General features: G+C 43.8%; 13 protein-coding genes. 7 read left to right on the forward strand and 6 right to left on the reverse strand.

Annotated elements, in window-relative coordinates:
- Nucleotides 1–8: 8 nt before the first annotated feature.
- From CAL7507_RS21495 to CAL7507_RS21505, 3 genes are all read right to left on the reverse strand, one after another.
- A complete protein-coding gene (locus tag CAL7507_RS21495) occupies nucleotides 9–683 on the reverse strand; it encodes a tetratricopeptide repeat protein (RefSeq protein ID WP_015130600.1) in 675 nt (224 codons plus the stop codon).
- Nucleotides 684–743: 60 nt separating this feature from the next.
- The gene (locus tag CAL7507_RS21500) at nucleotides 744–2,072 is read right to left on the reverse strand and encodes an Nramp family divalent metal transporter (protein ID WP_015130601.1); all 1,329 of its coding nucleotides are present in this window, start codon (nucleotides 2,070–2,072) and stop codon (nucleotides 744–746) included.
- A gap of 149 nt (nucleotides 2,073–2,221) precedes the next feature.
- A complete protein-coding gene (locus CAL7507_RS21505; protein WP_015130602.1) occupies nucleotides 2,222–2,614 on the reverse strand; it encodes a helix-turn-helix transcriptional regulator in 393 nt (130 codons plus the stop codon).
- A gap of 121 nt (nucleotides 2,615–2,735) precedes the next feature.
- Here CAL7507_RS21505 and CAL7507_RS21510 point away from each other — a divergent pair, with 121 nt between their 5' ends.
- Nucleotides 2,736–5,141, forward strand: a complete 2,406-nt coding sequence (locus tag CAL7507_RS21510) for a heavy metal translocating P-type ATPase (RefSeq protein WP_015130603.1) — start codon at nucleotides 2,736–2,738, stop codon at nucleotides 5,139–5,141.
- A gap of 506 nt (nucleotides 5,142–5,647) precedes the next feature.
- On the opposite strand, the gene CAL7507_RS21515 is transcribed toward CAL7507_RS21510, so the two are convergent.
- Together CAL7507_RS21515 and CAL7507_RS21520 are read right to left on the reverse strand one after the other, a co-directional pair.
- Complete coding sequence (locus CAL7507_RS21515) at nucleotides 5,648–5,911, reverse strand: hypothetical protein (RefSeq protein WP_015130604.1); 264 nt, start codon at nucleotides 5,909–5,911, stop codon at nucleotides 5,648–5,650.
- Nucleotides 5,912–6,907: 996 nt separating this feature from the next.
- Nucleotides 6,908–7,288 carry a hypothetical protein gene (locus tag CAL7507_RS21520; protein WP_042341455.1) on the reverse strand — a complete coding sequence of 127 codons (381 nt, stop codon included), beginning with the start codon at nucleotides 7,286–7,288 and terminating at the stop codon, nucleotides 6,908–6,910.
- Nucleotides 7,289–8,672: 1,384 nt separating this feature from the next.
- Between CAL7507_RS21520 and CAL7507_RS21525 the strand changes: the two genes are divergently transcribed.
- From CAL7507_RS21525 to CAL7507_RS21545, 5 genes are all read left to right on the forward strand, one after another.
- Nucleotides 8,673–10,985, forward strand: a complete 2,313-nt coding sequence (locus tag CAL7507_RS21525; RefSeq protein ID WP_015130608.1) for an NACHT domain-containing NTPase — start codon at nucleotides 8,673–8,675, stop codon at nucleotides 10,983–10,985.
- A gap of 327 nt (nucleotides 10,986–11,312) precedes the next feature.
- On the forward strand, nucleotides 11,313–11,789 hold the full coding sequence (locus CAL7507_RS21530) for a response regulator (protein ID WP_015130609.1): 477 nt from the start codon (nucleotides 11,313–11,315) through the stop codon (nucleotides 11,787–11,789).
- A gap of 282 nt (nucleotides 11,790–12,071) precedes the next feature.
- Nucleotides 12,072–13,241 carry a hypothetical protein gene (locus tag CAL7507_RS21535; protein ID WP_015130610.1) on the forward strand — a complete coding sequence of 390 codons (1,170 nt, stop codon included), beginning with the start codon at nucleotides 12,072–12,074 and terminating at the stop codon, nucleotides 13,239–13,241.
- Nucleotides 13,241–14,689, forward strand: a complete 1,449-nt coding sequence (locus tag CAL7507_RS21540) for an NB-ARC domain-containing protein (protein WP_015130611.1) — start codon at nucleotides 13,241–13,243, stop codon at nucleotides 14,687–14,689. The genes CAL7507_RS21535 and CAL7507_RS21540 overlap by 1 nt, the downstream gene beginning before the upstream one ends.
- Nucleotides 14,683–15,999 carry a tetratricopeptide repeat protein gene (locus CAL7507_RS21545; protein WP_015130612.1) on the forward strand — a complete coding sequence of 439 codons (1,317 nt, stop codon included), beginning with the start codon at nucleotides 14,683–14,685 and terminating at the stop codon, nucleotides 15,997–15,999. Before CAL7507_RS21540 ends, CAL7507_RS21545 begins: the two co-directional genes overlap by 7 nt.
- 733 nt (nucleotides 16,000–16,732) lie before the next feature.
- Here CAL7507_RS21545 and CAL7507_RS21550 read toward each other — a convergent pair.
- Nucleotides 16,733–18,907 (reverse strand): FAD/NAD(P)-binding protein, encoded by a 2,175-nt coding sequence (locus CAL7507_RS21550; RefSeq protein ID WP_236556787.1) that lies wholly within the window; start codon nucleotides 18,905–18,907, stop codon nucleotides 16,733–16,735.
- Between the two features lie 1,689 nt (nucleotides 18,908–20,596).
- On the opposite strand from CAL7507_RS21550, the gene pgmB reads away from it, so the two are divergent.
- Entirely contained in the window at nucleotides 20,597–23,506 is a 2,910-nt protein-coding gene (pgmB, locus tag CAL7507_RS21555; protein WP_015130614.1) for a beta-phosphoglucomutase, read from the forward strand.
- Nucleotides 23,507–23,578: the final 72 nt, after the last annotated feature.

A 23,578-nucleotide genomic window follows, 5' to 3' on the forward strand; every position in this document is an offset into this window, starting at 1 on the left:
GCTCATATTTACCGCTGAATCTGCTGGATTAAGGATATTGTTTGTTGATAGCGTTGCGTATCTCCTTGCTCAGAAAAAAGTTTTGCGGCTTGCTGAAGATCCGCAATAGCTGTACGCTTCTCGCCTAAAGCATATTGGGCAAGTCCTCGATTACCGTAGGCATCAGCTAGGTTAGGATTAATTTTTAGGGCTGAGTTAAAGTTAGCGATCGCTTGTTTGTGGTTTCCCTGTCTATAATTAGCAGATCCCAGGTTGTAGTAGGCATCTACAGAAGTCGGATCAATTTTTATTGTCTGGTGAAAATCTGCGATCGCATCTGGGAGACTTCCTAGTTCTGCATAGGCAGTTCCCCGGCTGTTGTAAGCATCAGCATGGTTGGGATTTAGCCGCAATGCCTGATTATAGTCGGCGATCGCGGCTTTAAAGTCTCTTAATTGAGATTTAGCCAAGCCTCGGAGGCAAAAACCCTCATAGAATTGAGGATTAAGCTGCACTACAGAGTTAAAATCGGCGATCGCACCGTTGAAATTTCCTTGCTCCAGCTTTTGCACTCCCTGGTTATAGTACCCTTGAAAGTCTGCTGCCTTCAGGGGTATTTGTGGTTCTCGTGCAAAAACAGTAGGCATTCCACTCAATGCACTCGTGATTCCCAAAATAGCTATTGTTTGCTTGATATAGTTCATAGCTTTAACCCTTCACACTTCTAGCACGACGCTGCATTGCCACGCCTTTATCTCTTCATTTTAACTGGGAACTCGTGATAGCCACCCCAAAAGACTTTGTAATAGCAACCAAACATTTAAGCCCACAATCACAATAGCAACTAACCAAGCTAAAGCTTTTAACCATAGGGGATTAACAAACTCACCCATCAAGCGGCGATTACTCGTGAACATTACTAATGGAATCACTGCAAATGGTAACTGTAAGCTAAGGATAACTTGACTTAAAACTATCAGGCTGCTCGTACTATGTTCCCCAAAGATCATAATTGTAATTAAGGCTGGTACAATCGCTAACAATCGAGTTATTAATCGGCGCAACCAAGACGGCAACCGAAATTGCAAAAAGCCTTCCATAACAATTTGTCCAGCCAATGTTGCAGTTAGGGTTGAGCTTTGTCCAGAGGCGAGTAAGGCAATACCAAAAATCGCACTGGCAGCACTAACTCCTAATAATGGCGAAAGTAATTTATAAGCATCTTGAATTTCTGCCACATCATGATTACCAGAAAAATGAAATGTAGCAGCAGCCACAATTAAAATTGCTGAGTTGATAAATAGTGCTAACGATAAAGCGAAAGTTGAATCAATTGTGCCAAACTTAATTGCCTCCCATCGCTTTTCATTATTTGGTTGCCAATCACGAGTTTGCACAATTGAAGAGTGTAAATATAAATTATGAGGCATCACTGTTGCTCCTAAAATGCCGATGGCAATGTAGAGCATTTCTGGATTCTGTAAAATTTCTCGCTTAGGCAGATATCCTAATAAGATTCCTCCCATATCGGGACGGGAGAAAATAATTTCTGCTGTGAAACAAATACCTACGGTGGCAACTAGCATGATCACTAGAGCTTCTGTGTAGCGAAAACCTCTACCTTGTAAAAATAACAACACAAGTACATCTATCGCTGTGATGCACACCCCCCATAGTAGAGGAATGCCAAACAAAAGTTGCAATGCGATCGCACTTCCCAACAATTCTGCTAAATCACAAGCAGCGATCGCAATTTCACACACTACCCACAAACAAAAGCTCACCCTAGGACTAAAATAGTCTCGACAAGCCTGTGCCAAATCTCGCCCTGTAGCCACACCCAAACGCACGCATAGCGCTTGCAGCAAGATTGCCATCAAGTTGGACAGTAGAATTACTGCTAATAACGCGTAACCAAACTTAGACCCCCCAGCGATGTCTGTTGCCCAGTTTCCAGGGTCCATATATCCCACTGAAACCAGATATCCCGGCCCCCCATAGGCCAGCATCTTCCGCCAGAAACCCTTACCATCGGGAACTTTAATGCTGCGGTGAACTTCCGGCAAACTCGGTCTGTTTTCTGGAATTGTCATAGATTTTGCACTCGAATATTTTCATATTCTTCTCATAATCTCAGAAAATCAGACATAAACATCAACTTTTAGATAGGTAAATCAAAAACATTCCTATACTTCAGACTTCAGACTTCATCCTTCATCCTTCATCCCTCATCCCTCATACTTCATACTTCAGAATAATGCTCTACTAACGAGTGGTACAAATTGATGATATAACTGTCAGCCAAGCTGTAATAGACGTTGCGACCTTCTCGACGATAACTGACTAAACGCATCACTTTTAATAATCGCAGTTGATGGCAGACGGCAGATTCGCTCATTTTTGTTAATGCAGCTAAATCGCAAACACATAATTCCTGGGAAGCTAAAGCTGATAACAGGCGTAGGCGGTTTGTATCCGCCAGCACTCCAAAGACTTCTGCCATTTGTTGTGCCTTTTGAGTTGGCAGGATTTGCGCCTGAGATGAGCGGACATTCTCTAGATGCACTAAATGGGTGTCACAAGTAGGTGCATCTGGAGTTTGGCTGAGATCTAAATCTGGCTTTGGCTTACGCATATTTATCGTGTTTATTTTCAGCAATGGTTATCAGTCTCAATATATATCATACTGAACAGTTGAACAGTTGCTCAATTGTTGTATTAAGATGATGAAAGTTAACTGTTTTTATAGAGTTGCCATGACTCAAACACCCTTCCTGAAGACTCAAACATTGCTGGTTGGTGGTATGGATTGCGGAAGCTGTGCCAAAACTATTGAAGCTAGTTTGCAACAATTAAATGGCGTGACGGAAGCTGCGGTAAATTTTGCCACAGAGCGGGTAAGCGTTTCCTACAACCCGGATCTCTTAAACGCGGCAGAAATCCAAAATCGCATCACTGCTTTGGGCTACACCGTTGAGGCGATCGCAGTAAAAACTATACAAGTACAGGTTGGGGGGATGGATTGTGGTAGCTGTGCCAAAACGATTGAAGCCAGCTTGCAGCAATTAAGTGGCGTGAATGAGGCCACAGTTAGCTTTGCAACTGGAAAATTGCAAGTATCATTTGATTCTGAACAAGTCGGGGAAACGACTATCTTTGAGCGAATCAAAGCTTTGGGTTATACAGTTGAACAGAATCACCAGGAACACCATCACACCTCTTCCTGTTCCCATGATCACGATCATGAGCATCCAACCCCTAAAACCTCTCAGAATCCCGTGGCGACAAACTGGAAATTCTGGTTTGCTAATCGCCGGGGACAAAGTGTGATTCTGGCAGGAATCGGGTTAGTTTTAGGTTTACTCTCGCAATATTTAGCGCTACCAGTCTTGATCACACGGGCTTTTTATGGTATTGGGATAGTAGTTGCTGGGTATGCGATCGCCCGTGCTGGTTTGCTTGAATTACGCTTACGCCGTGCTGATATGAACCTGCTGATGACCATTTCGGTAATCGGTGCAGTCATTTTAGGCGACTGGTTTGAAGGGGCGTTAGTCGTCTTTTTATTCTCCCTCGGTACAACACTGCAAGTTTTCACCTTTGGTCGTACCCGCAACGCGATTCGGGCGCTGATGGATTTAACACCAGCTATAGCCACCGTGAAGCGGGGAAGCCAGGAAGTGACGGTTCCCATTGACAGCGTGGTTTTGGGTGAAACCTTGACAATTCGACCAGGACAGCGCGTGGCGTTGGATGGCGTAGTTATTTCTGGGACAAGTGCAATTGACCAATCGCCGATTACGGGAGAGTCAATCCCAGAAGATAAAGCCCCTGGTGATATTGTTTATGCGGGGACGTTGAATCAGTCAGGCTTTTTGTCAGTCAAAGTCACCCATACAGCCAAGGATACAACCGTGGCCAAAATTATTCACCTGGTAGAAGCAGCCCAAGGAAGCCGCGCCCCTACACAGCAGTGGGTAGATAAGTTTGCAGAGATTTACACACCAATAGTAATTTTGATAGCGATCGCGATCGCCCTAATTCCACCATTAGCATTTGCTCAACCCTTCAACGTCTGGGTTTACCGGGCGTTAGTCATGTTAGTAATTGCTTGTCCTTGTGCCTTAGTAATTTCCACCCCAGTCTCCATTGTCAGCGCCATTGGTGCTGCCACCCGTCAAGGTATTTTGTTTAAAGGGGGTAACGCTTTGGAGACAGCAGGGCGGGTTTCTACCTTGGCTTTTGATAAAACTGGTACGATTACCCAAGGGTTACCCATCGTGCAAAAAGTTTATCACTTTGGGCAAGTGAGTGCAAACCAAGTCTTACTAATTGCCGCGTCGCTCTCGCAACACTCAGAACATCCCCTGTCAAAAGCGATCGCATCTGCCGCCCAAGAGATGGAGTTAGTAGAACCGGAGAACTTTAATAGCCTCGCAGGGAAAGGAATTCAGGCAAATTTCGGCAATACATCGTACTTGGTTGGTAATCGCAGGTTGTTTGCAGACTTAGAGATTCCCTTGTCTGATGCAGCAGAATCTTTATTGATAGAAATTGAAAATCTTGGTCAAACCCCAGTTTTGGTAGGGACAAACCAAGAATTATTGGGAGCGATCGCCCTTTGTGATGGAATAAGATTAGAAGCAACAGAGGCGATCCACAAGTTAAAGCAAATTGGGTTAAAGAAATTAGTCATGCTCACAGGCGATCGTACCGCAGTAGCCCAGCAGATTGCTCAACAAGTAGGAATTACAGAATATCGGGCAGAACTGTTACCAGAAGACAAGCTGCAAGAAATCCATCAACTGCGGCGTTTTGGCGTAGTCGGTATGGTAGGCGATGGTATCAACGATACTCCAGCGCTAGCTGCTGCAGATATCGGTTTCGCAGTGGGTGGAATCGACATTACTTTAGAAACAGCAGATGTAGTCTTAGTAGGAAGTGATTTAAGACGACTTGCCTATGCAGTAGATTTAAGCCGTCGGACTGTATCAGTAATTCAACAAAATATTGTTTTTTCCCTAGTGACAAAAGGACTATTTTTATTGCTAGGAACTTTTGGATTTGTTGGGTTAGCAATTGCCGTATTGGCAGATACAGGAACATCTCTGTTGGTGACAGCAAATGGGATGAGGTTGTTTAAAGCTAAAAGTAAATATTAGGTAATAGGAAAGTATCTGTAGGGTGGGCAGTGCCCACCAAAACCCTGATCTGGTGGGCACTGCCTAGGGTGTTGACTTTGAGGGTTTTCAGCCCACAATGCATCATACAAAATAATAGTCGTAGTTAACCTTCTCATCAGGGCACGGCAGTGCCGATGCCCCTACGATGAAAAGTGCTGAGTTCCGAGTGCTGAGTGCTGAGTTAAAAATACCACCCACGTCCCTTGCGCGTCTCCGACAGGAGAGGGGTGGGGTATCAACCTTCTCCCGATTAAAAGATTCCGCCCACACGGGGCAGGGCATTAACCATAGTGCAAAAGTACTCGGTACTTAAATTTACTCAGGACTCAGGACTCAGCACTCAGTACTGAGTGTGGTAAACACAAAAATTGCATGATAATTTTTAGCTAATTTCGTACAAAGTCAACAGCCTAGGCAGTGCCCACCCTACTACTTCTTGCCTATTGCCTAACTACGCAAATACGTTCAAAAATCAAAGCGGACTGCTATGATACTTTTGGTTGCTGCCATAGAATGAGTTTCAATTGAGAACAATAACAAGCACTATCACTAATTTCTGGTTTGTGTTCAGCTATCCAATCATAAATTTGTGTAGCTTTTGCTAATGCCACTTTTTCACTTCGATAAAGCCGAGGAGTAGGGCAGAAAGCTTTACCATCAATGTGTATAGCTGCAATCTGCCAATAATCGCTCTCGGGTACAACTTCTAAAAACCCATCACTGTAAGGCTGGATTATTCCTATGTTCATCTACAACCATCACTCTTTCTAACGTTGAGTACAACAAAGTGGATACCAGCCAATTCTTCTAAGTCAAAGCTGAAATCACCAGGAAATGCAGTAGCAACCCCAGAAGAATAATTTTGGGTTAATAGTCAATGTAAATCTGAATGATTAGTAACTTTTTAGCTGGATTCCGTTATGGCGGTTTTGGGATCAGTGAAGTACAGTTTTAAATCGCAAAGCCTGTAGGGGCTGGGTTTCCCCGCCCTCGATTGTATTGCATCCGACAGAGTACCGCTATAAGGCAATAAACAATAGGCAATAGGAGAAAGGGTTTGAGCCTGACAGCGATAGTTGTGACGCGTGTTGAAATTACCGAAATGAGAAAGCAAACTGGGTTTTGAGAAAGCAATATCTGCTTTTGCTTGCTGAATCTACCGAAATGAGAAAGCAAACTGGGTTTTGAGAAAGCAATATCTGCTTTTGCTTGCTGAATCTGCTGAAATGAGCAAGCAAAAAGGCATTTTGAGAAAGCAATATCTGCTTTTGCTTGTTGAATCTACTGAAATGAGAAAGCAAAATGGCATTTTGAGAAAGCAAACCGGAGTTTAAGAAAGCAATATCTCCTTTTGCTCATTAAATTATGCAAAAGTTGCTGTTCAGATCCCCGACTTCTTCAAGAAATTGGGGATCTAAATCCGCTCAATTTCTTACGACAAATAAACCACATGCCCCTACAGTTGAAAAAGAGGCAAGGGAGCAGGGAGCAGGTTCGGATAAAGAAAAAATATAGTAACGCGTCTAGCCTAATAATATTGGGTTAATACCAATTCTGTATGAAGATGCACATAATAATACCCCCCTGTAGTCCCCCCTTGGCAAGGGGGGACGGCGATAGCCGGGGGGTGAATTATATGCAGCTTCACAAAAAAACGGTATAAGTTAAAGATTTTTTGGGCATTCCTTATTTTACCCGCAATTTTAATCTAGATGCGCTACATCCACTTGCACGGCTGATAACTGTTAGAGTGGTAAACCGGGCAGTCCTCGTAAATTGCGTAAAGCACTCACACAGGCGGGACAATCACAACCAAACAAGCTGATAGCGGCGCTGCTTTCTTCTTCGGAGAATTCTAATTTAGCAGGATCGTGAGTTGAGATTTGGGCTGATGCGATCGCTACTGTTGATTTAGCAACAGTATTAGTGCTATTAGTCCGTCGGATGCAAACCAGAGGCGTGGGATAGCTACCGTGGGGAGAATGTACACAAGCTTGACCATCTGCAGTATAAATTATTGGCGTTGACCTTTGAGCTGCATGAGCCGGGTTGGTCATCACCATAGACAGCATAGACGTGAATATTGCAGGGCTAGAAAGCAAGTTTAACAGAAATTTTTTGTTCATCTCATTAAAACCTTGGCGAAGTGAGGGAAATCACACTAGTAATCTTGTCACATCATTTGCTTAAAATCGGGAATGTTTTTAGATCAAACTGATACTCAGGTTGCACAAAGATGTACAAGATTAGGGAAAATTTACCAAAAATAACTCGTCAAATATATCTCAGAGGCTAGGTTGTAGATGTGTCATGCATGTGTCGTCGATGTTGAGATATGATGACGGGCTATTGCCTGTCCACGGAAATAAGGGAATTGCGTGAAAATAAAGTACCAATGAAGAGTGCTGAGTTCCGAGTGCTGAGTGCTGAGTTAAAAAGACCACCCACGTCCCTTGCGCGTCTCCGACAGGAGAGGGGTGGGGTATCAACCAACTCCAGTATTAAAAGATTCCGCTTAACATCGGGCGGGGCATTTACCAAGTGCAAAAGTACTGAGTACCCGTTAATTTACTCAGCACTCAGGACTCAGCACTCAGTACTGAGTATGGTAAACCGAGTTTCGACACTTCTCTACGAGAGGCTTCGCCAACGACAGGCTCAGGGCATCGCAGTGCGGCGCTTCGCTCAACTACCGCGCAGTCGAAACCCGGCTGGTTGGGACACTATTAACCCGCATATCCCTACGTTCAGGAATCAAACTGGATTGCTATATATTATTCAGCAGATATAAATTTTTGCTCTCAGGTAAAATATTTATATCTACAATATTTTTGGGATATTCTAGTAGTCTGTCAGGGTTGAAATGAGGGACTGTAGCGTCTCGCTCACGCGGGCTTTTCGGCCCGCACTACCAAAAACCCCTCAAAACAAAATTGACAAACCACTAGTCGCTAAACTCTGAAAAGACCAAAGCCAAATTTCACCCAATGTGTTTAGCTGAAAACCAATGAATTGATGCCTCTTGCAAATCTTCTAATCTATACTCATCTCGCCAATTACACATAGAACAACTAAATTCAAATGCTCTATTTCTTACGCTTTCGGTGTACTTCAACTGAACTGAGCGGCAATTGGGGCATGATCCACCAATTACTAATAACTCTAATTCTTTCTGTTTTTGTATATTGAACATCTATTGATAATTAAGTAATTTCTTTGATTGGTTTTAGCTTGACTTTGACTAATGTTTTATAAGTAAGTCCTCAATCTGTCTTTATGTAGCATTACAGATGTCTGCTTGAGATCAAGTCTTGTTTAGGGCTTGAGATGTATAAGATAATTATATAAAGTTTGAGTTTTACACAAAAGTTAAAAAAACTTAGAGTATACTACTGGTTTTTGTATAAGTTTAAGCAGTTAGAATAGTATCAACACATAAAAAACTATGAAATCACAGTTAGTAATAAAATTTTAAGTCCCATGATATTTTAGGAGCATGATTTTTGCCTCATGGTCAAGCGATCGCTCCAAGCATCACTCACCGGGATTCAACAAGCTAAAAGAGCATTCGCTCGCAAGGGTTGGACACAAGATAATCTGGCTGTTGAAGTCAACTTAAAAACCCGACAACCCATTTGGCGGTTTTTTAGTGGACGGCCGATTGAACGTCTGACATTTATTGAAATTTGTTCTGTATTAGAACTGAATTGGCGGGAGATTGCTACCGAACCCCCAGCAGAATTTGCTGAAAGAGGAGAATTCGCCCAGGCTACTGACTGGGATATTGATGTCTTGGTGCAACGAGTGCGATCGCAACGCTTCGACAAAATTCAAGACCAGTGTGGTATCTTGCAGTTATTGGATATCAGTCGCCCCGTAGCGATCGATGACATATATATAGATGTCAATATTTTAGAGTCAATTGCCAGTCAACAGTACTTAGAAATCACTGAGCTGCAAAACCTTGACCCCAAAGAATTTGATCGTTTTGGCTTAGGAGAGGCTGACGAGAACCAGATACCTGGTACACAAGCAGTTGAAACCTACTCCAAGCTCAGAGTGTTAGGCAAACCAGGAGTAGGTAAAACCACCTTTTTACAACATCTCGCCATTCAATGTAACCAAGGTGCATTTGCGGCGAATCAGGTGCCAATCTTCATCACACTGAGAAACTTTGCCCAAGAGTCTAAAATTACCAACGAGTTCAGCCTATTAAATTACATCCGCCAGGAGTTCCTCACATCTGGAATTGCCGATCCCTCAGTCATCGAAACCTTGCTGAATGCAGGCAGAGTGTTACTGTTGCTTGATGGTATGGATGAAGTTCTTAACCAACAGAGCAATGCTGTCTTAAGCGAAATTCGCAGATTTTCAGATAAATATCACAAAAATCAATTGGTTTCCACCTGTCGAACAGCAGCTCAAAGACTCAGAATCCGAGGCTTTACCGATGTTGAGATTGCCCCATTTACTTCAGAACAAATCATCGCCTTCGCTCAAAAATGGTTTGTGGCCTTTACCAAAACCAACATTGAAGATGGTCAAGTCCAGTCCGTTGAGTTTATTCAAAAGCTGGAATTAGCTGAAAACTGGCAATTTCGTCAACTCGTCGTCACACCCCTATTTCTGCATCTTGCCTGCTGGGTATTTCACGGTCAAGAAAAATTTCCCACTAAACGCACTGACTTTTATAAGCAAGGTCTAGACCTGCTATTGGGTAAATGGGATGAAGCCAGAGGCATTGAACGGGATGATGTTTACCGAGGTTTTTTATTACCACAAAAGCTCAAATTATTGAGTCAGATTGCAGCGGCGACATTTGAGCAGGGTCAGTACTTTTTTGAGCAACGTATCGTTGAGCAATACATTGGTGACTATATTCAAAACCTAACCAATTTGCCAATGGATGCAGATGAACTGCAAATAGAAAGCGAAGCAGCCCTGAAAGCAATTGAAGCTCAACATGGGCTATTAGCAGAACGGGCGCGGGGAATTTTCTCCTTTTCCTATCTAGCGTTTCAAGAATACTTCACGGCCAGAAAAATCGTTGCCAGCCATAACCTAGAGGCATTTGGGCAAGCGCTAGGAGGATTGGTCAGTCACATCACCGACCCGCACTGGCGCGAAATCTTCTTGTTGACAGCCACTATGCTCCGGAGTGCAGACGGGTTGGTACAGTTAATGAAGCAAAAGATTGATGCACTGGTTGCCCAAGACCCTTATTTACAAGAGTTTTTGTCCTGGGCTAGCCAAAAATCTCGCAGTATTCCCACCCAAGCAAAAGATGCGACAGTGCGAGCATTTTACCTGGCCTTGAGTCGCAATCCTCGCCTAGCTCCTCACTTTGCCCTAGCCAGCAGCCTTGACCAAGGGATGTTTCTGGATGCGGCATTAGATAACCTGCTGCTGGAGTGTGCAATTCAGGAGAGTCAAGACTTTGCCCACTTTCACGCCTGTGGAGATGCTCTCGCGAACATTTTGGGTATTGTTCTCGATGTTGGACTTTATAAATCTTTGGAACAACTCTCTGACCAATTGCCAAATTCTCGTCAAAGTCAAGAACGGTTTGAGCTATGGTCGCAAACGAACTATTCAGCTTGGGCTGAACAGTTAAAAATGACGGTGATTAATTATCGCAATATTAACCACCAGTGGCAGTTTAGCCCTGAACAACAGCAAGTGCTACAGCGTTACTACGATGCTAATCAGCTACTACTCGATTGTCTGCACAGCAATTGTGAAGTGACAGCTGCCATCAGGCAAGAAATTGAAGCCACTTTATTATTGCCTCAGAAGGAACTTGAGGACAGGGAATGGCAATAGGGCATTAGGAGCAGGGGGAGACGCGGGAGTGAATAACCTTGACTCTTGACTCTTGACAATCTCCACCAGTTAGCTTTATTTGCGTCGCCCTACTTATATAGTTTTATTAAAAAAATGATTTGAACTACATTTTATGTCGTAGTTAATCAACTCATTCACAAAATCAAACAATACCAAGCCATAGTACAGGAACAAAAGGCTTAATTTGAACTATTTACAGGAACTATCTTCCACTTTTGATTCAACTACCCGGTTATTGAGCCTCCCTTGTAGTTAAGGTTTTTTCAATCGGGCTTTGCACTGGAAATCCTAATTGCAGGTTTTATTATGAATTCAACTATTGCCGCTGCTTTTAAGGTTGATCTACTCAAAGGTGTGCAAATACTCGTTGTAGATAACGATGTCGATAGTGGAGTGCTATATGCCATCTTTCTCAAATATTTTGGTGCCAATGTGATGACAGCTGGCTCTATCAAGGAAGCTGTAGAAATCATGAGTTGGTTCGTTCCCCACATCATGATTTGTGAAATTAGGTTTTTAGGTGAAAGTGTTTATACATTGCTTAAGACATTAAGTGCTATGGAAGCAGACAATAGGAATCATATTCCAATTATTGTCACTTCAACATGCCCCACAAGTAGCATTAACGAAATTCCAGAGATAGAGGTTGAAAAATATTTAATTAAACCCGTTGACCTGGATAAATTGATTTTCACGATTAATAACTTAGCGTTAGCTAACAAAAATATGGCGATCGCTAGACCACTTACCAAGCTAAACTGCGTATATAGCAGTCCGTTTTGATTTTTGAACAATACAATACGTAGGGGAGCCACCCTTGTGCGCGGGTTTCCCTCGTTGAGAGGAGTGGCGTTGGGCAATGCCTACAGATACTCAAACTCTTTCTCCCCCTGCACCCTGCCTTATCCCAACAATAATTATTTACGCCTACCTACTTAGTAGTGACGCAATTGATCCAAGAAATGATTTTGAGGTGGAACTCAAAATAAACTTGCATCAGAGAACATGGTTGTGAATAATACTTAGGGAAGCTGTGCGATCAACTCCCCATAAATATAGATAAAAATGACAACCGTAATATTTGTACACGGTACAGGAGTCAGGGAACGGGAATATGAGGAGACTTTGCAGATAATTGAGCAGAAAATTCATGCTCAACGTCCTGATATTCAAGTTGCTCCCTGTCTTTGGGGTGATTTATTGGGTACAAAGTTCAATGCTAATGGTGCATCAGTACCTTTAGCAGATGCAACGCTGGCTTTATTTACCGAAGAGACAGAAGACCCAAAAATTATCTTGTGGGGGCAATTATACACTGATCCCTTGTATGAATTGCGGTTGTTATCTCTGAAACCTGTTGAGGCAGGAAATCCTTTTGGAGAGCAACCACGGGATATTTTCAACTCTCATGTGCAGAGCCTCACCCCAAAACCGGGACTAGAAGCCAAGTTGCAAGAGGCGGGAATTGCAGAGATATTTGCAGCAGCAAAAGAGGATGTGATTCGCTCTCAACCCTATCAAGAAGCATTACCCACAATCTCAACATCTGATTTTAATGAATATTATGGAGCCGTAGCTAGGGCAATTGTGGCTGAAGCGATGCTCATTAGCGAACAGCAAGAAAGATTTCCCCCCATACTCACCGATGCACAATTGCGGGATGAGGTGGTGGAATTGCTGACTCTGGCGTTGGGAGAAGCGGAGTTGGGTTTGGGTGGTTGGCTATTCAAGTCACTCGCTCAACTGGGGACAAATTATGTCCAACGAAACCGCCTTGCTCTCACTGATAAAGTTTCGCCCATCCCTTGTGATATCCTGCTGTATCAGACGCGGGGTGAAAAAATTCGGGCGTTTATCAAGCAACAAATTGAACAAGCCGAACCACCAGTAGTTTTAATCGCCCATAGCTTGGGAGGTATCGCTAGTGTAGATTTGCTAGTGCAACAGCAATTACCTCAAGTGGAATTATTAGTTACCGTTGGTTCTCAAGCACCGTTTTTATATGAAATTAACGCTCTTTACAGCTTAGAGTTTGGTCAGTCATTACCAGAATATTTCCCTCAATGGGTAAATATTTACGATTTTCGGGATTTTCTTAGCTACGTTGGTCGTAAGATATTTTCCAATCGAGTGCAGGATGTAGAGGTGGATAGCAAACAACCTTTTCCCCGCTCCCACGGTGCTTATTGGACAAACCCTGACACCTGGAAGGCGATTATACCAAGGTTGCCATAATGCAAGTAACGGCGACACCTGAGCGCACCTATGGCTTAATTGTGGGTATTGAAAAGTACCACGAAACTACTTGGAATGTGCCGGGTGGGGGGCCAGCTTATGACGCACTGAAATTTGCCCAATGGCTGCGTCAATGTGGTGTACCTCAGAAAAATATCCGGCTTTGCTTATCAACGCTAGAAGAAAATAATCAGTTAGTTGGGGAATGTGATTTATTAATAGAATCGGCAACCGAACAAAATTTGTATGATATTGTGACTAATTTTCTCTCCCAAAAGTCGGGAGATTTACTCTATATTTTTTGGGCAGGACATGGATTGATTACTTCAGAACGAGAGCGTCGCCTGATTTGTGCTGATGCGACTAAACACAATTGGCAAAATCTAGATTTGAATTCTCTACTTGTTTTGTTGAGTTCAGATAGATGTGGCATTCGCAATCATATTTGTATTATTGATGCCTGTGCTAATTATGTTTTAGAATTGAATGGCAGACCGACAAATTTAGGTGGTACGGCTTTTTTGAGCGGTCGGCCAAGGCAAGATAGTCAACAGTTTGTGTTGCTTGCCACGCGGGAAGGCGAAACAGCTAGGGTAAGCTCTGAAGTTAGGACAGGATATTTTTCTCAAGCGGTGAGAGAGGCTTTTGCAGCAGAAAATGCAACTTTTCCACCTAATATGAAAGCAATTTTTGAACAAGTTAAGCAGCGGCTTCAAGGTTTAAATAAAAATCTGCTGCCGACGTATTTTTATTACCGCAGTTGGGACGGCGATAGGGAACAATATTATTACAATCCGTTTGATATTATTCACAATATTCAACAAACTAAAGCGACTAAATTTGTCGGTAGAAATGAACAGCTAGAAAAATTGCGTCAGCTATTACAAGAAAATGATGTTGTGGCAATTACTGATGTCACTGAGCGAGGTGGTGTGGGTAAAACAGAGTTAGCTATTCAATACTCTTGGAAATTTTTAGCAGATTATCCCGGAGGGTGTTGTTGGTTAAATCCTCAAGGTATTGATTTGAAAACTCAGTTAGTAGAGTTTTGTGCTATAAATTTCTCTGGCTTCAATCTTCGCGAGGGGTTAAGCCTTTCAGGTCAAATTGCCTATTGCTGGAGGCACTGGCAACCTGGCAAAGTGTTACTAGTGTTTGACGATATTAAAGATTGGATGCAAATTCAACCCTATCTACCATCCAGAGGTTCTCGGTTTAAGGTGTTAATTACTACTAAGCAGAACACAGGGTTAACTTATCCATCACTGAAGTTAGGCGCTTTGTCACCGGATGAAGCCCTAGAATTATTAACGAACCTGTTGGGCAAAGATTGGGTTGAACAAGAATTAGAGATTGCTAAGGGACTTTGTCGATTTGTCGGTTACATCCCTCTGGGAATCTACCAACTAGCCTCACATCGCCGAGAGCCAGGGAGCGGATCATGCTAGCAGATATCCTTGCACGGCTACAGCAATTAAAAGTATCAACAGGCGAGTCTGGCGTAGCAGCAGCCTTTGAGTTGAATTGGGAATGTCTAGAACCAGAGACGCAAACATTAGCTTGCCTGCTGAGTTTGTTTGCTTTGGCTTCAATCCCTTGGGACTTGGTAAAATTAGCAGCGAGTGCTAGCCATTTAGAATTTGACCTGAAGGCTAACCGCAGTGTTTTAGTTAAACGCTATCTGTTACAAGAGTTGGTAAATGAAAATTACCAACTTCACGATCGCATTCAGGAATTACTACGCCAGAAGTTAGAAGAGTTACCCGAAGCTGACAAACTCAAGCGTGGTTTTTGTCAAGCAATAGTGAGTGTAGCGCGGAAGATTCCTCAAAAACTCGCACGGATAGAGATTGAGCAAGTAAGCTTTGTCATCCCTCATATTGCACAAGTCACCACAGTCTATCAAAATTGGGTCAGCAATGAAGAGTTAATTTCCGCTCTTGTGGGTTTGGGTAGATTTTATCAAGGACAAGGGGCTGATGAGCAAGTTTTAACTTGGTACGAGCAAGTTTTACCTTGGTATGAACAATGTTTGTCAGCCACAAAAGCACGCTTTGGAGAGTCACACCCCAATGTGGCAGCTAGCCTGAACAATTTGGCATTACTTTACCAATTCCAGGGAAAGTACAGCGCCGCCGAACCCTTGTTCATTCAAGCTTTAGAGATGAGAAGATACCTGGTGGGGGATGAACACCCAGATGTAGCAACTAGCCTCAACAATTTGGCATTGCTTTGCCGTTTACAGAGACGCTACAGCGCCGCCGAACCTTTGTTAATCCAAGCTTTAGAAATGAGAAAACGCCTGGTGGGGGATGAACACCTAGATGTAGCAACTAGCCTCAACAATTTGGCATTACTTTACGAATCACAAGAACGCTATAGCGAAGCAGAACCTTTGTACATCCAAGCTTTAGAGATGAGAAAATCCTCACTGGGGAATGAACACCCAGATGTGGCAACTAGCCTGAATAATCTGGCTGGACTCTACGAATTCCAAGGAAGGTACAGTGAAGCCGAACCTTTGTTCATCCAAGCGTTGGAAATGAGAAAACTCTTACTGGGAGAATCACACCCAGATGTGGCAATTAGCCTAAATAATTTGGCTGCACTATACTGTCGTCAGGGAAGGTACAACGAAGCAGAACCTTTTTATATTCAAGCTTTGGATATGGCTAGACGGCAGTTAGGGGTATATCATCCTAATACAATAACTATTCGTAAGAATCTAGAAATCTTGCGTCAGCGCCGTCAACCTTAATTCAGTTATCAGTTATCAGTTATCAAACTGTTAACTGACGTACTCACCAACATTACAGAATTAAGCCTTAATGATCCAGCGTCTTAGTCCTGCACTCAAAGTGCAGGGCGGGATATGAGACGTTTGTCCCAAAAGTTTTGAGAGGTTCGTGGTGTTGTACGGGCACGGCATCCTCAATCTTTTCAACAAGCCGATAATCTTAGAGGATGTTTGAAAAGTTTTGGGCGAATATAATTCGCTACTACACAGACGAAGTCCGCCTGCGCGGACTAACGGAAAATCAGGGTCTTGAAACCCACGGAGGTGGGTTTTGTCTGTGTAGCCGCGATTTCTAATCGCCGGGGCTGGTAATAAATTAGACTTTTCAAACACCCTCTTATACCAATTCAAATAATGTTTGCAACACATACATTCTGCGTACGGGCACGGCTTCCATAGACTTTCGGGAAAACCGATAGTTTATCGGTGCCGTGCCCCTACCCATCTGTCGCATTCTTTTTTTAAATTGGTATTACTAGTACCGCAAGGCGGAAGTCAAAAGTCAAAAGTCAAAAGTCAAAAGTAATATGGAGTAAGCTTTTTAGCGATTGAGAATGGTCTGCTTATTTCCGCCGCACTGTACTAGTGCCATGCTACTACGAGAGCAACTGAACGAGATTGTCTTTTATGGGTGGTTTATTTGATTGAATTAATGCACCATTTTAGCCTAGACATGACACTACTCCTGGCTTGACTAAATCTGAAAGTCTAAGGTAAATAAACCTCTGCCACACTGTTGATTTGCTGGCACTGCTTCGAGTATCTTTTTCGGCATGGGCAAATTCAGATTATTCATCAACTCAATAAACTGGCTGCGGCTACGTCCTGCAAATCGGGGATTCCAGGTTTTTTCTTCGCCAATGGTGGATACTGTCCGTCCTTGGTAGTCGTGAGCAGGATAGACTAAGGTGTCATCTGGTAAGGTGAATAGTTTTTGGGTGACGGCATCATATAATGATCCAGCGTCGCCGTTTTGGAAGTCGGTACGACCACAACCCCGGATAAACAAGGCATCTCCAGTTAATAGATGAGTGCCGTTGACTAAATAAGCCATGTGACTATCACTATGTCCTGGAGTAGCGATCGCCTGAATCTTCACACTACCCAGTTGCATGATGCTACCATCGGCAATGTAGCGGTCTGCACAGCTAGCGGCAGCATTTGCAGGCACAATGCCTAAACAATTTGTCAGTTGTCTGAGTTTGTCTGTACCGGTGATGTGGTCAGCGTGAATGTGGGTTTCTAGACAATATCTCAAAGTTAAACCCAATTCTCGTAAAATCTTTAGGTCACGTTCCACCTGCTCAAACACTGGATCAACTAAGATAGCTACTTTGGTTGACTGATCAGCAATCAAGTAGGTGTAGGTACTTGATTCTTGATCAAACAGTTGACGAAATAGCATGGCGGGTTTCTGCAACACAGCGAATGGATGACTAAACCAATCTGGTTGAACAACAGCATAGGGTTTGGGATTGAGTGGTTTCAGTAACTCTAGGGCCAAATCTGCCGCCTGTACCCGAATTTCGGGAACTGCGGTGGTTTCCCAAAGATTGCCTTTGCGTGGTGTTCCCAAAGTGTATAGCAGTTCTGAGATATTGCCATCAGCATCAATAATGGCTCCATTGTCGGCAGTGTCAATTCCCATTCCTAGCGCCTGAGGACGAATTAGCCGCTGTTTTTCTAAGCTAGCGATTAATGGATGCTGCGAACCTCGGTAGTTACAGTTTGAGCCTGTGCAGTTGATGATTCGGTTGACTCGCAAAACAATATTTTGCTGGGTTTCCCGTTCCTGAATTGTCACTTCTACCCCGTTTTCTATCTGTTGACAGGTTTGAATCCGTCCGCCGTAATAACTCAGTTGACTAGACTGCATAGCCGCATCCAGTACCTCAGCAATTTCTGGGGCGATGCGATGGCGGTGAACTTCCCAGTAGGCTTTGACGTGGCGCAGAAATCGCTTCTGTTCTTTAAATGGGAGTGCTTGCCAAAGTTGTTGTGTGATTGGGCGCATTGCATCAATCACTGCACGCCAATTTTGACTCAGACGCACTTCTTGGCGGACTAAATGCAGGAGTTCCCGCGCTGTTTTGGGTGCTGTTTCTACATCCAGAAAAACCGGGTAGGGGGTTGTGGTTTGGTGACGCAGGGGAGTTAACCCGTGACGCGAGACGGCATGAATTTTTCCTCGGAACCCTTTTTGAGCTAAAGCGACCATCACGTCTACCATCGTCAACCCAGTGCCCACTAGGAGAATGGTATCTTCTGGTTGTAAGTTAGCGATCGCCTCTTCAGACCAAGCATCTTTGACATAGCGATTGGCGACAGCGGCGATGGGTTTCGGCAAAGCAGCGGGTAAGTTCCCCAGCGCTAACACTGCCTTTTGTACGTATAACGTTTCACCACTGTTTAAATAAACCATTGTGCGGTGACGAGTGGTTTCGATAGCGATCGCTTCATCGAAAATCCGCTCAAATCGCGCCCAAGCTGGAGCATTAGCTTCTGCTTCGTTTAAAGTTGCCTGGATATAATTACCGTAAACTTTACGTGACACAAAGGTAGAAGCTGTCACCTCTTGATATCCATTGCTATGTAACCAATTGAGAAAATGATTTGGCTCATCTGCATAAGCACTCATCTTTCCCGCTGGCACATTCAGCAAGTGACAATCCACTTTTGTACCATAAGCAACACCTTTGCCTACTTCCTGACTGCGTTCAATCAGCTTGATGGATAGTGGCATAGTTGCATGACGCAGAAGATTTGCCGCCACCAGAGAACCGCTACAGCCGCCGCCAACGATCGCGATCGTCACGGGAGAAACAGTCAAATTGAGAACGCTGTTGTACATAGGACGTGTGGATTGCACTTGCTGGTTTCTACTGACCAATGTATGCCAAGAAACTAGAAAATTTACGTCTTTTTGTAGTTTTTAGATCATGAATGAGATGAAATTCACACTTATGCACACGAAAAATCGGGAATTCAATTTAAGTGCCTAGCTACCCAAATCAAGAGTGTAGTATTTTTGAGAACAAGCGAGATATAACCTTTATCCAACAAAGGTTATAGAATTTTTCATGAATCAATATGTATTGATTGAACCCAAATCCGATGTAAATACTGAGGTTTCTAATTGACCTCATATTACCTGTTCTAGTACAAGATTTTTACCACCATCATTGTCAATATTTGCTGACACTACTAACACCTCCCCGGAGAAAGTATTTGCAAAATTAAAAGTAAATCTTAAGTGGCAAAAAAATTGTAGGTTGGGTGAAGCGGAGCGCAACATATATCAGAATGTTGGGTTACGCAAAGCCTCCAACGCCACTTGCGACAACGCGACGGGAGTTGCTACAACGGGGGGAACCCCCGCAACGCAGTGGCTCCCCAATATATCGGGGAGGCTTAGGGTGGGGTAACGAGGATAGTGACGGTAAGTGAGAGTTTTCAAGGCTTTCACGTTAAGTTGACACCAATGACGAGGGTGGCTCCCCTACGTGTATTTCAAAAATCAAATACTATTCCTATATATAGCGCTTCCCATTCAGATGAGGTACAGAACCATATCACGCTGTGTCATTGGTGTCAACTTAAGCTACAGATGGCTTATTGCAAGGCTTACCTACCCGCCTGGGAATGAATTCCAAGGCTAATAGCCAAAGTTTACTAAAGTAAACTGGGGATTTTTGAGAATTTTTAGTCATCTACCCTTCGGGAACACTTCGTGTACAGATGACTTGGGTTATTAGACTCAGAATTCATTCTGAGGCGGGATATGGGTTTCACGTTAAGTTGACACCAATGGGCACTGCCGTGCCCCTACCGATGTACCTCACGCTTGTTGAGAAATGCTATATCAGTCATTCAATCTCATGCAAATTAATAACTAAACTTGGGATAAAGGAGAGTTAATGCCATCAAAGTTTTCCCAAGAACAACTAGTAGTCTGTCAGGGTTGAAATGAGGGACTGTAGTGTGAGCGTCTCGCTCACGCGGGCTTTTCGGCCCGCACTACCAAAAACCCCTCAAAACAAAATTGACAAACCACTAGGTCCATTGCTGACGACTATCTGAAGTGAGAAGCTTTTAGATAGAAAATTACAGAATTGCTGGGCAAAAGTTGAAATTGTTGAACCCCCAGTAGCAAAACTGTTTTGGCAATCAAAAAATGCGAAGGCGGGAATTTATTTAGTTCTTACAGGTAAAGTCAGATTATTAGATAGTATTTATGGCGGAATACCGAACGCACCACCAAGGAGGCACCCGTGAGAGGTGAAGATAATTGCACTAATATCTGCCTGCTAAAGTATGATGGTCTCTTGATTATTTTTTGATTCTATGTTGTAACATAAGTTATTAATAAAATCCAACTAGAGAGGGATGAAGTTGGGCATGTTGATGTTAGGGGAAACTTCTATGTTCCTGCTTGAGACTGTATCAAAGTTGCAAAAATGAAGCAAAAGAGAGCATTGATTGGATAAATCCTAAAAATGCCCTAAAAATTGAATTTTGTTTGTCCAAAGTAAGTGATAACAAGTAGGTTTAATTACTCATGATCAAGGCATCTGATCATTATCTTCAATACAATCAACAAATGATTGCATCTACAGACTGGAACGTGATTGAAACAAATTTTGACCCTGCCCAGCTGCACCATAAAGAAACTGTCTTTACTCTCAGCAATGGTTATTTAGGCACAAGGGGTACATTCGAGGAAGGATATCCCCGCGATTCTCCAGCAACGCTCATTCACGGCGTGTATGATGATGTGGCAATTACTCATACCGAACTTGTTAACTGTCCTAACTGGTTGCCATTGGTGGTGACAGTGGCAGGCGATCGCTTTAGCATGGATAGTGGCGAGATTCTTCACTATGAACGGCGCTTAGACTTGCGTTTGGGTATAGTTAGCCGTGATATTAGGTGGCGTTCTCCCCAAGGACATACCCTAGATTTGCACTTTGAGCGTTTCGCCAGTTTAGCAGATCAACATGTTTTAGCTATCCGTTGTCAAATCACATCTTTGGACTTTGCAGGTGATATCTCTATCGAAGTTGGGTTTGATGAGGAAGTGGATAACCAGGGGGTTAAACACTGGAAAACCCTAAACCAAGGTGGTGTAGAGCAAATTATTTGGCTGTATCACCAAACTCGCCGCTCAGAAATTAAACTGGGAATGGCAGCTAAGTTAGTAGTTGAGGGTGACGATGCAGCAGCAGTGCGTCTGGAAAATGCTGATGTTTCCCCAAGCTTAACAACCACCTGCCATTGTGTACCCGGAAAAACCGTGACTGTAGAAAAGATTGTCACCGTTTTCACCTCACGGGAAACCGAAATCCCCATCGCCGCTGCATTAGAGAGGCTAGCCGATGAACCCAGCTATGCAACTTTGTTAGCAGCCCACATTACGGCATGGGAGCAAGTGTGGCAAGACAGTGACATTATTATTGAAGGCGATCGCCAAGCTCAATTAAGTGTCCGTTATAATCTCTTCCAGTTACTAGCTGTAACACCGCGTCACGACACCCATGTCAGCATTCCTCCCAAAACCCTTTCTGGTTTCGCCTACAGCGGACATATCTTTTGGGATACGGAAATTTTTATTCTCCCCTTCCTCACCTTAACTCAACCAGCCTTAGCCCGTAACTTACTCACCTACCGCTACCACACCTTACCAGGCGCTAGACGCAAAGCTCAAGAAGCGGGGTATCAAGGAGCAATGTTTGCTTGGGAAAGTGCCAACACTGGCGATGAAGTTACCCCCCGTTGGGTACCAGATGCGAAGAAGGAAGGTGAATTAATTAGAATCTGGTGCGGTGACATTGAAGTGCATATTACCGCCGATGTCGCTTATGCTGTTTGGCACTATTGGCAATACACCAATGACGATGACTGGATGCGCGATTATGGCGCGGAAATTATCCTCGATACAGCCATCTTCTGGGAAAGTCGGGTGCAGTGGAACCAACAGCGTCAATGCTACGACATTTTGGATGTCATCGGCCCTGACGAAAATCACGATCGCGTCGATAATAACGCCTTCACCAACTTGATGGTACAGTGGCATTTACAATCAGCTTTAGCATTGTGGGATTGGTTGAAGCAAGCCTATCCGGAAACAGCCGCACAACTAGCGCAAAAAATCAACCTCACCACAGAAAGTTTACACCTCTGGGCGGAAATCCAAGAGCGTCTATTTATCAATCAAGACGCAGAAACAGGTTTGATCGAACAGTTTGATGGTTTCTTTCAACTAGAAGATATCAACTTTGCTGATTACGAACCGCGTCACAAATCCCTACAAGGACTATTGGGAATTGAAGCCACAAGCCAAAAGCAGATTCTCAAACAGCCTGACGTGTTGATGCTGCTTTACTTGCTGCGGCAGCGTTATGACCATAAAACCTTAGAGAGCAATTGGGAGTATTATAACCAGCGCACCGACCACACCTATGGTTCCTCACTCGGCCCAGCAATTCACGCCATCTTAGCTTGTGACCTCAACCAACCAACCCAAGCATACACCCACTTTTTGCGGTCAGCTTTGGTAGATTTGGAGGACGTTAGACTCAATGCCGCTGAAGGGATTCACGGCGCAAGTGCTGGCGGTGTTTGGCAGGCTGTGGTATTTGGATTCGGCGGTATTCGGATGACTGAATTTGGCCCGGTAGCTTGCCCTAATTTGCCACCAACCTGGACACGCTTGAAGTTTCGCTTGCAATGGCACAATCAATGGTACGACTTTGATTTGCAACCAGAAACAACAGTTTCCCGCCCGAAAATTACTGGTGTGATCTTTGATTTAGATGGAGTATTAACAGATACCTCAGAGCTACACTATCTAGCTTGGCAGCAACTAGCAGATGAAGAAGGTATCCCCTTTGACCGAGAAACCAACGATAGGATGCGAGGCTTGCCACGTCGAGAAACTTTACTACAAATTTTAGGCGATCGCCCCATCACCGAAGAGCAAATTCAAGAGATGATGGAGCGTAAAAATCGCTACTTCCTGGAACTGATGCAGAACATCACCACCACCGATTTATTGCCTGGTGTCGCAAATTTGCTGCAAGAACTGCAAGCGGCTGGTATCAAAGTCGCTTTGGGTTCCTCTAGTAAAAATGCCCAGACTGTAATTCAACGCCTGGATATTGCAGATAAATTGGATTTCGTCGCCGATGGCCATAGCGTCTCCCAACCAAAACCAGCACCAGACCTCTTCTTATTTGCAGCTGCACAGCTAGGCCTTTCAGCCTCACAGTGTATTGTCGTTGAAGATGCCGCAGTAGGTATAGAAGCAGCTAGATCCGCCGGGATGTTAGCTATTGGACTGGGCCCAGTCGAGCGCGTAGGTAAAGCTAATTTAGTCTTACCCAGTTTGGAAGGCGTGCGTTGGCAAGAGTTGCAAGAACAAATAACCACCAGCAAAAAGCGAGATTCTCTCGTCTCAGTTGCGCCGTAGGGGCGCGGTTCCCACGCCCCTACGACAGGATAAACTCAACCAAATAAAAAACACGGTAGCGTCGTGCTACCG

The sequence above is a fragment of the Calothrix sp. PCC 7507 genome (assembly GCF_000316575.1).
Lineage (GTDB): Bacteria > Cyanobacteriota > Cyanobacteriia > Cyanobacteriales > Nostocaceae > Fortiea.

Coding starts and splice junctions, on each gene's coding strand:
- CAL7507_RS21495 (WP_015130600.1), bottom strand. CDS start 683: ATGAACTATATCAAGCAAACAATAGCTATTTTGGGAATCACGAGTGCA.
- CAL7507_RS21500 (WP_015130601.1), bottom strand. CDS start 2,072: ATGACAATTCCAGAAAACAGACCGAGTTTGCCGGAAGTTCACCGCAGC.
- CAL7507_RS21505 (WP_015130602.1), bottom strand. CDS start 2,614: ATGCGTAAGCCAAAGCCAGATTTAGATCTCAGCCAAACTCCAGATGCA.
- CAL7507_RS21510 (WP_015130603.1), top strand. CDS start 2,736: ATGACTCAAACACCCTTCCTGAAGACTCAAACATTGCTGGTTGGTGGT.
- CAL7507_RS21515 (WP_015130604.1), bottom strand. CDS start 5,911: ATGAACATAGGAATAATCCAGCCTTACAGTGATGGGTTTTTAGAAGTT.
- CAL7507_RS21520 (WP_042341455.1), bottom strand. CDS start 7,288: ATGAACAAAAAATTTCTGTTAAACTTGCTTTCTAGCCCTGCAATATTC.
- CAL7507_RS21525 (WP_015130608.1), top strand. CDS start 8,673: ATGGTCAAGCGATCGCTCCAAGCATCACTCACCGGGATTCAACAAGCT.
- CAL7507_RS21530 (WP_015130609.1), top strand. CDS start 11,313: ATGAATTCAACTATTGCCGCTGCTTTTAAGGTTGATCTACTCAAAGGT.
- CAL7507_RS21535 (WP_015130610.1), top strand. CDS start 12,072: ATGACAACCGTAATATTTGTACACGGTACAGGAGTCAGGGAACGGGAA.
- CAL7507_RS21540 (WP_015130611.1), top strand. CDS start 13,241: ATGCAAGTAACGGCGACACCTGAGCGCACCTATGGCTTAATTGTGGGT.
- CAL7507_RS21545 (WP_015130612.1), top strand. CDS start 14,683: ATGCTAGCAGATATCCTTGCACGGCTACAGCAATTAAAAGTATCAACA.
- pgmB (WP_015130614.1), top strand. CDS start 20,597: ATGATCAAGGCATCTGATCATTATCTTCAATACAATCAACAAATGATT.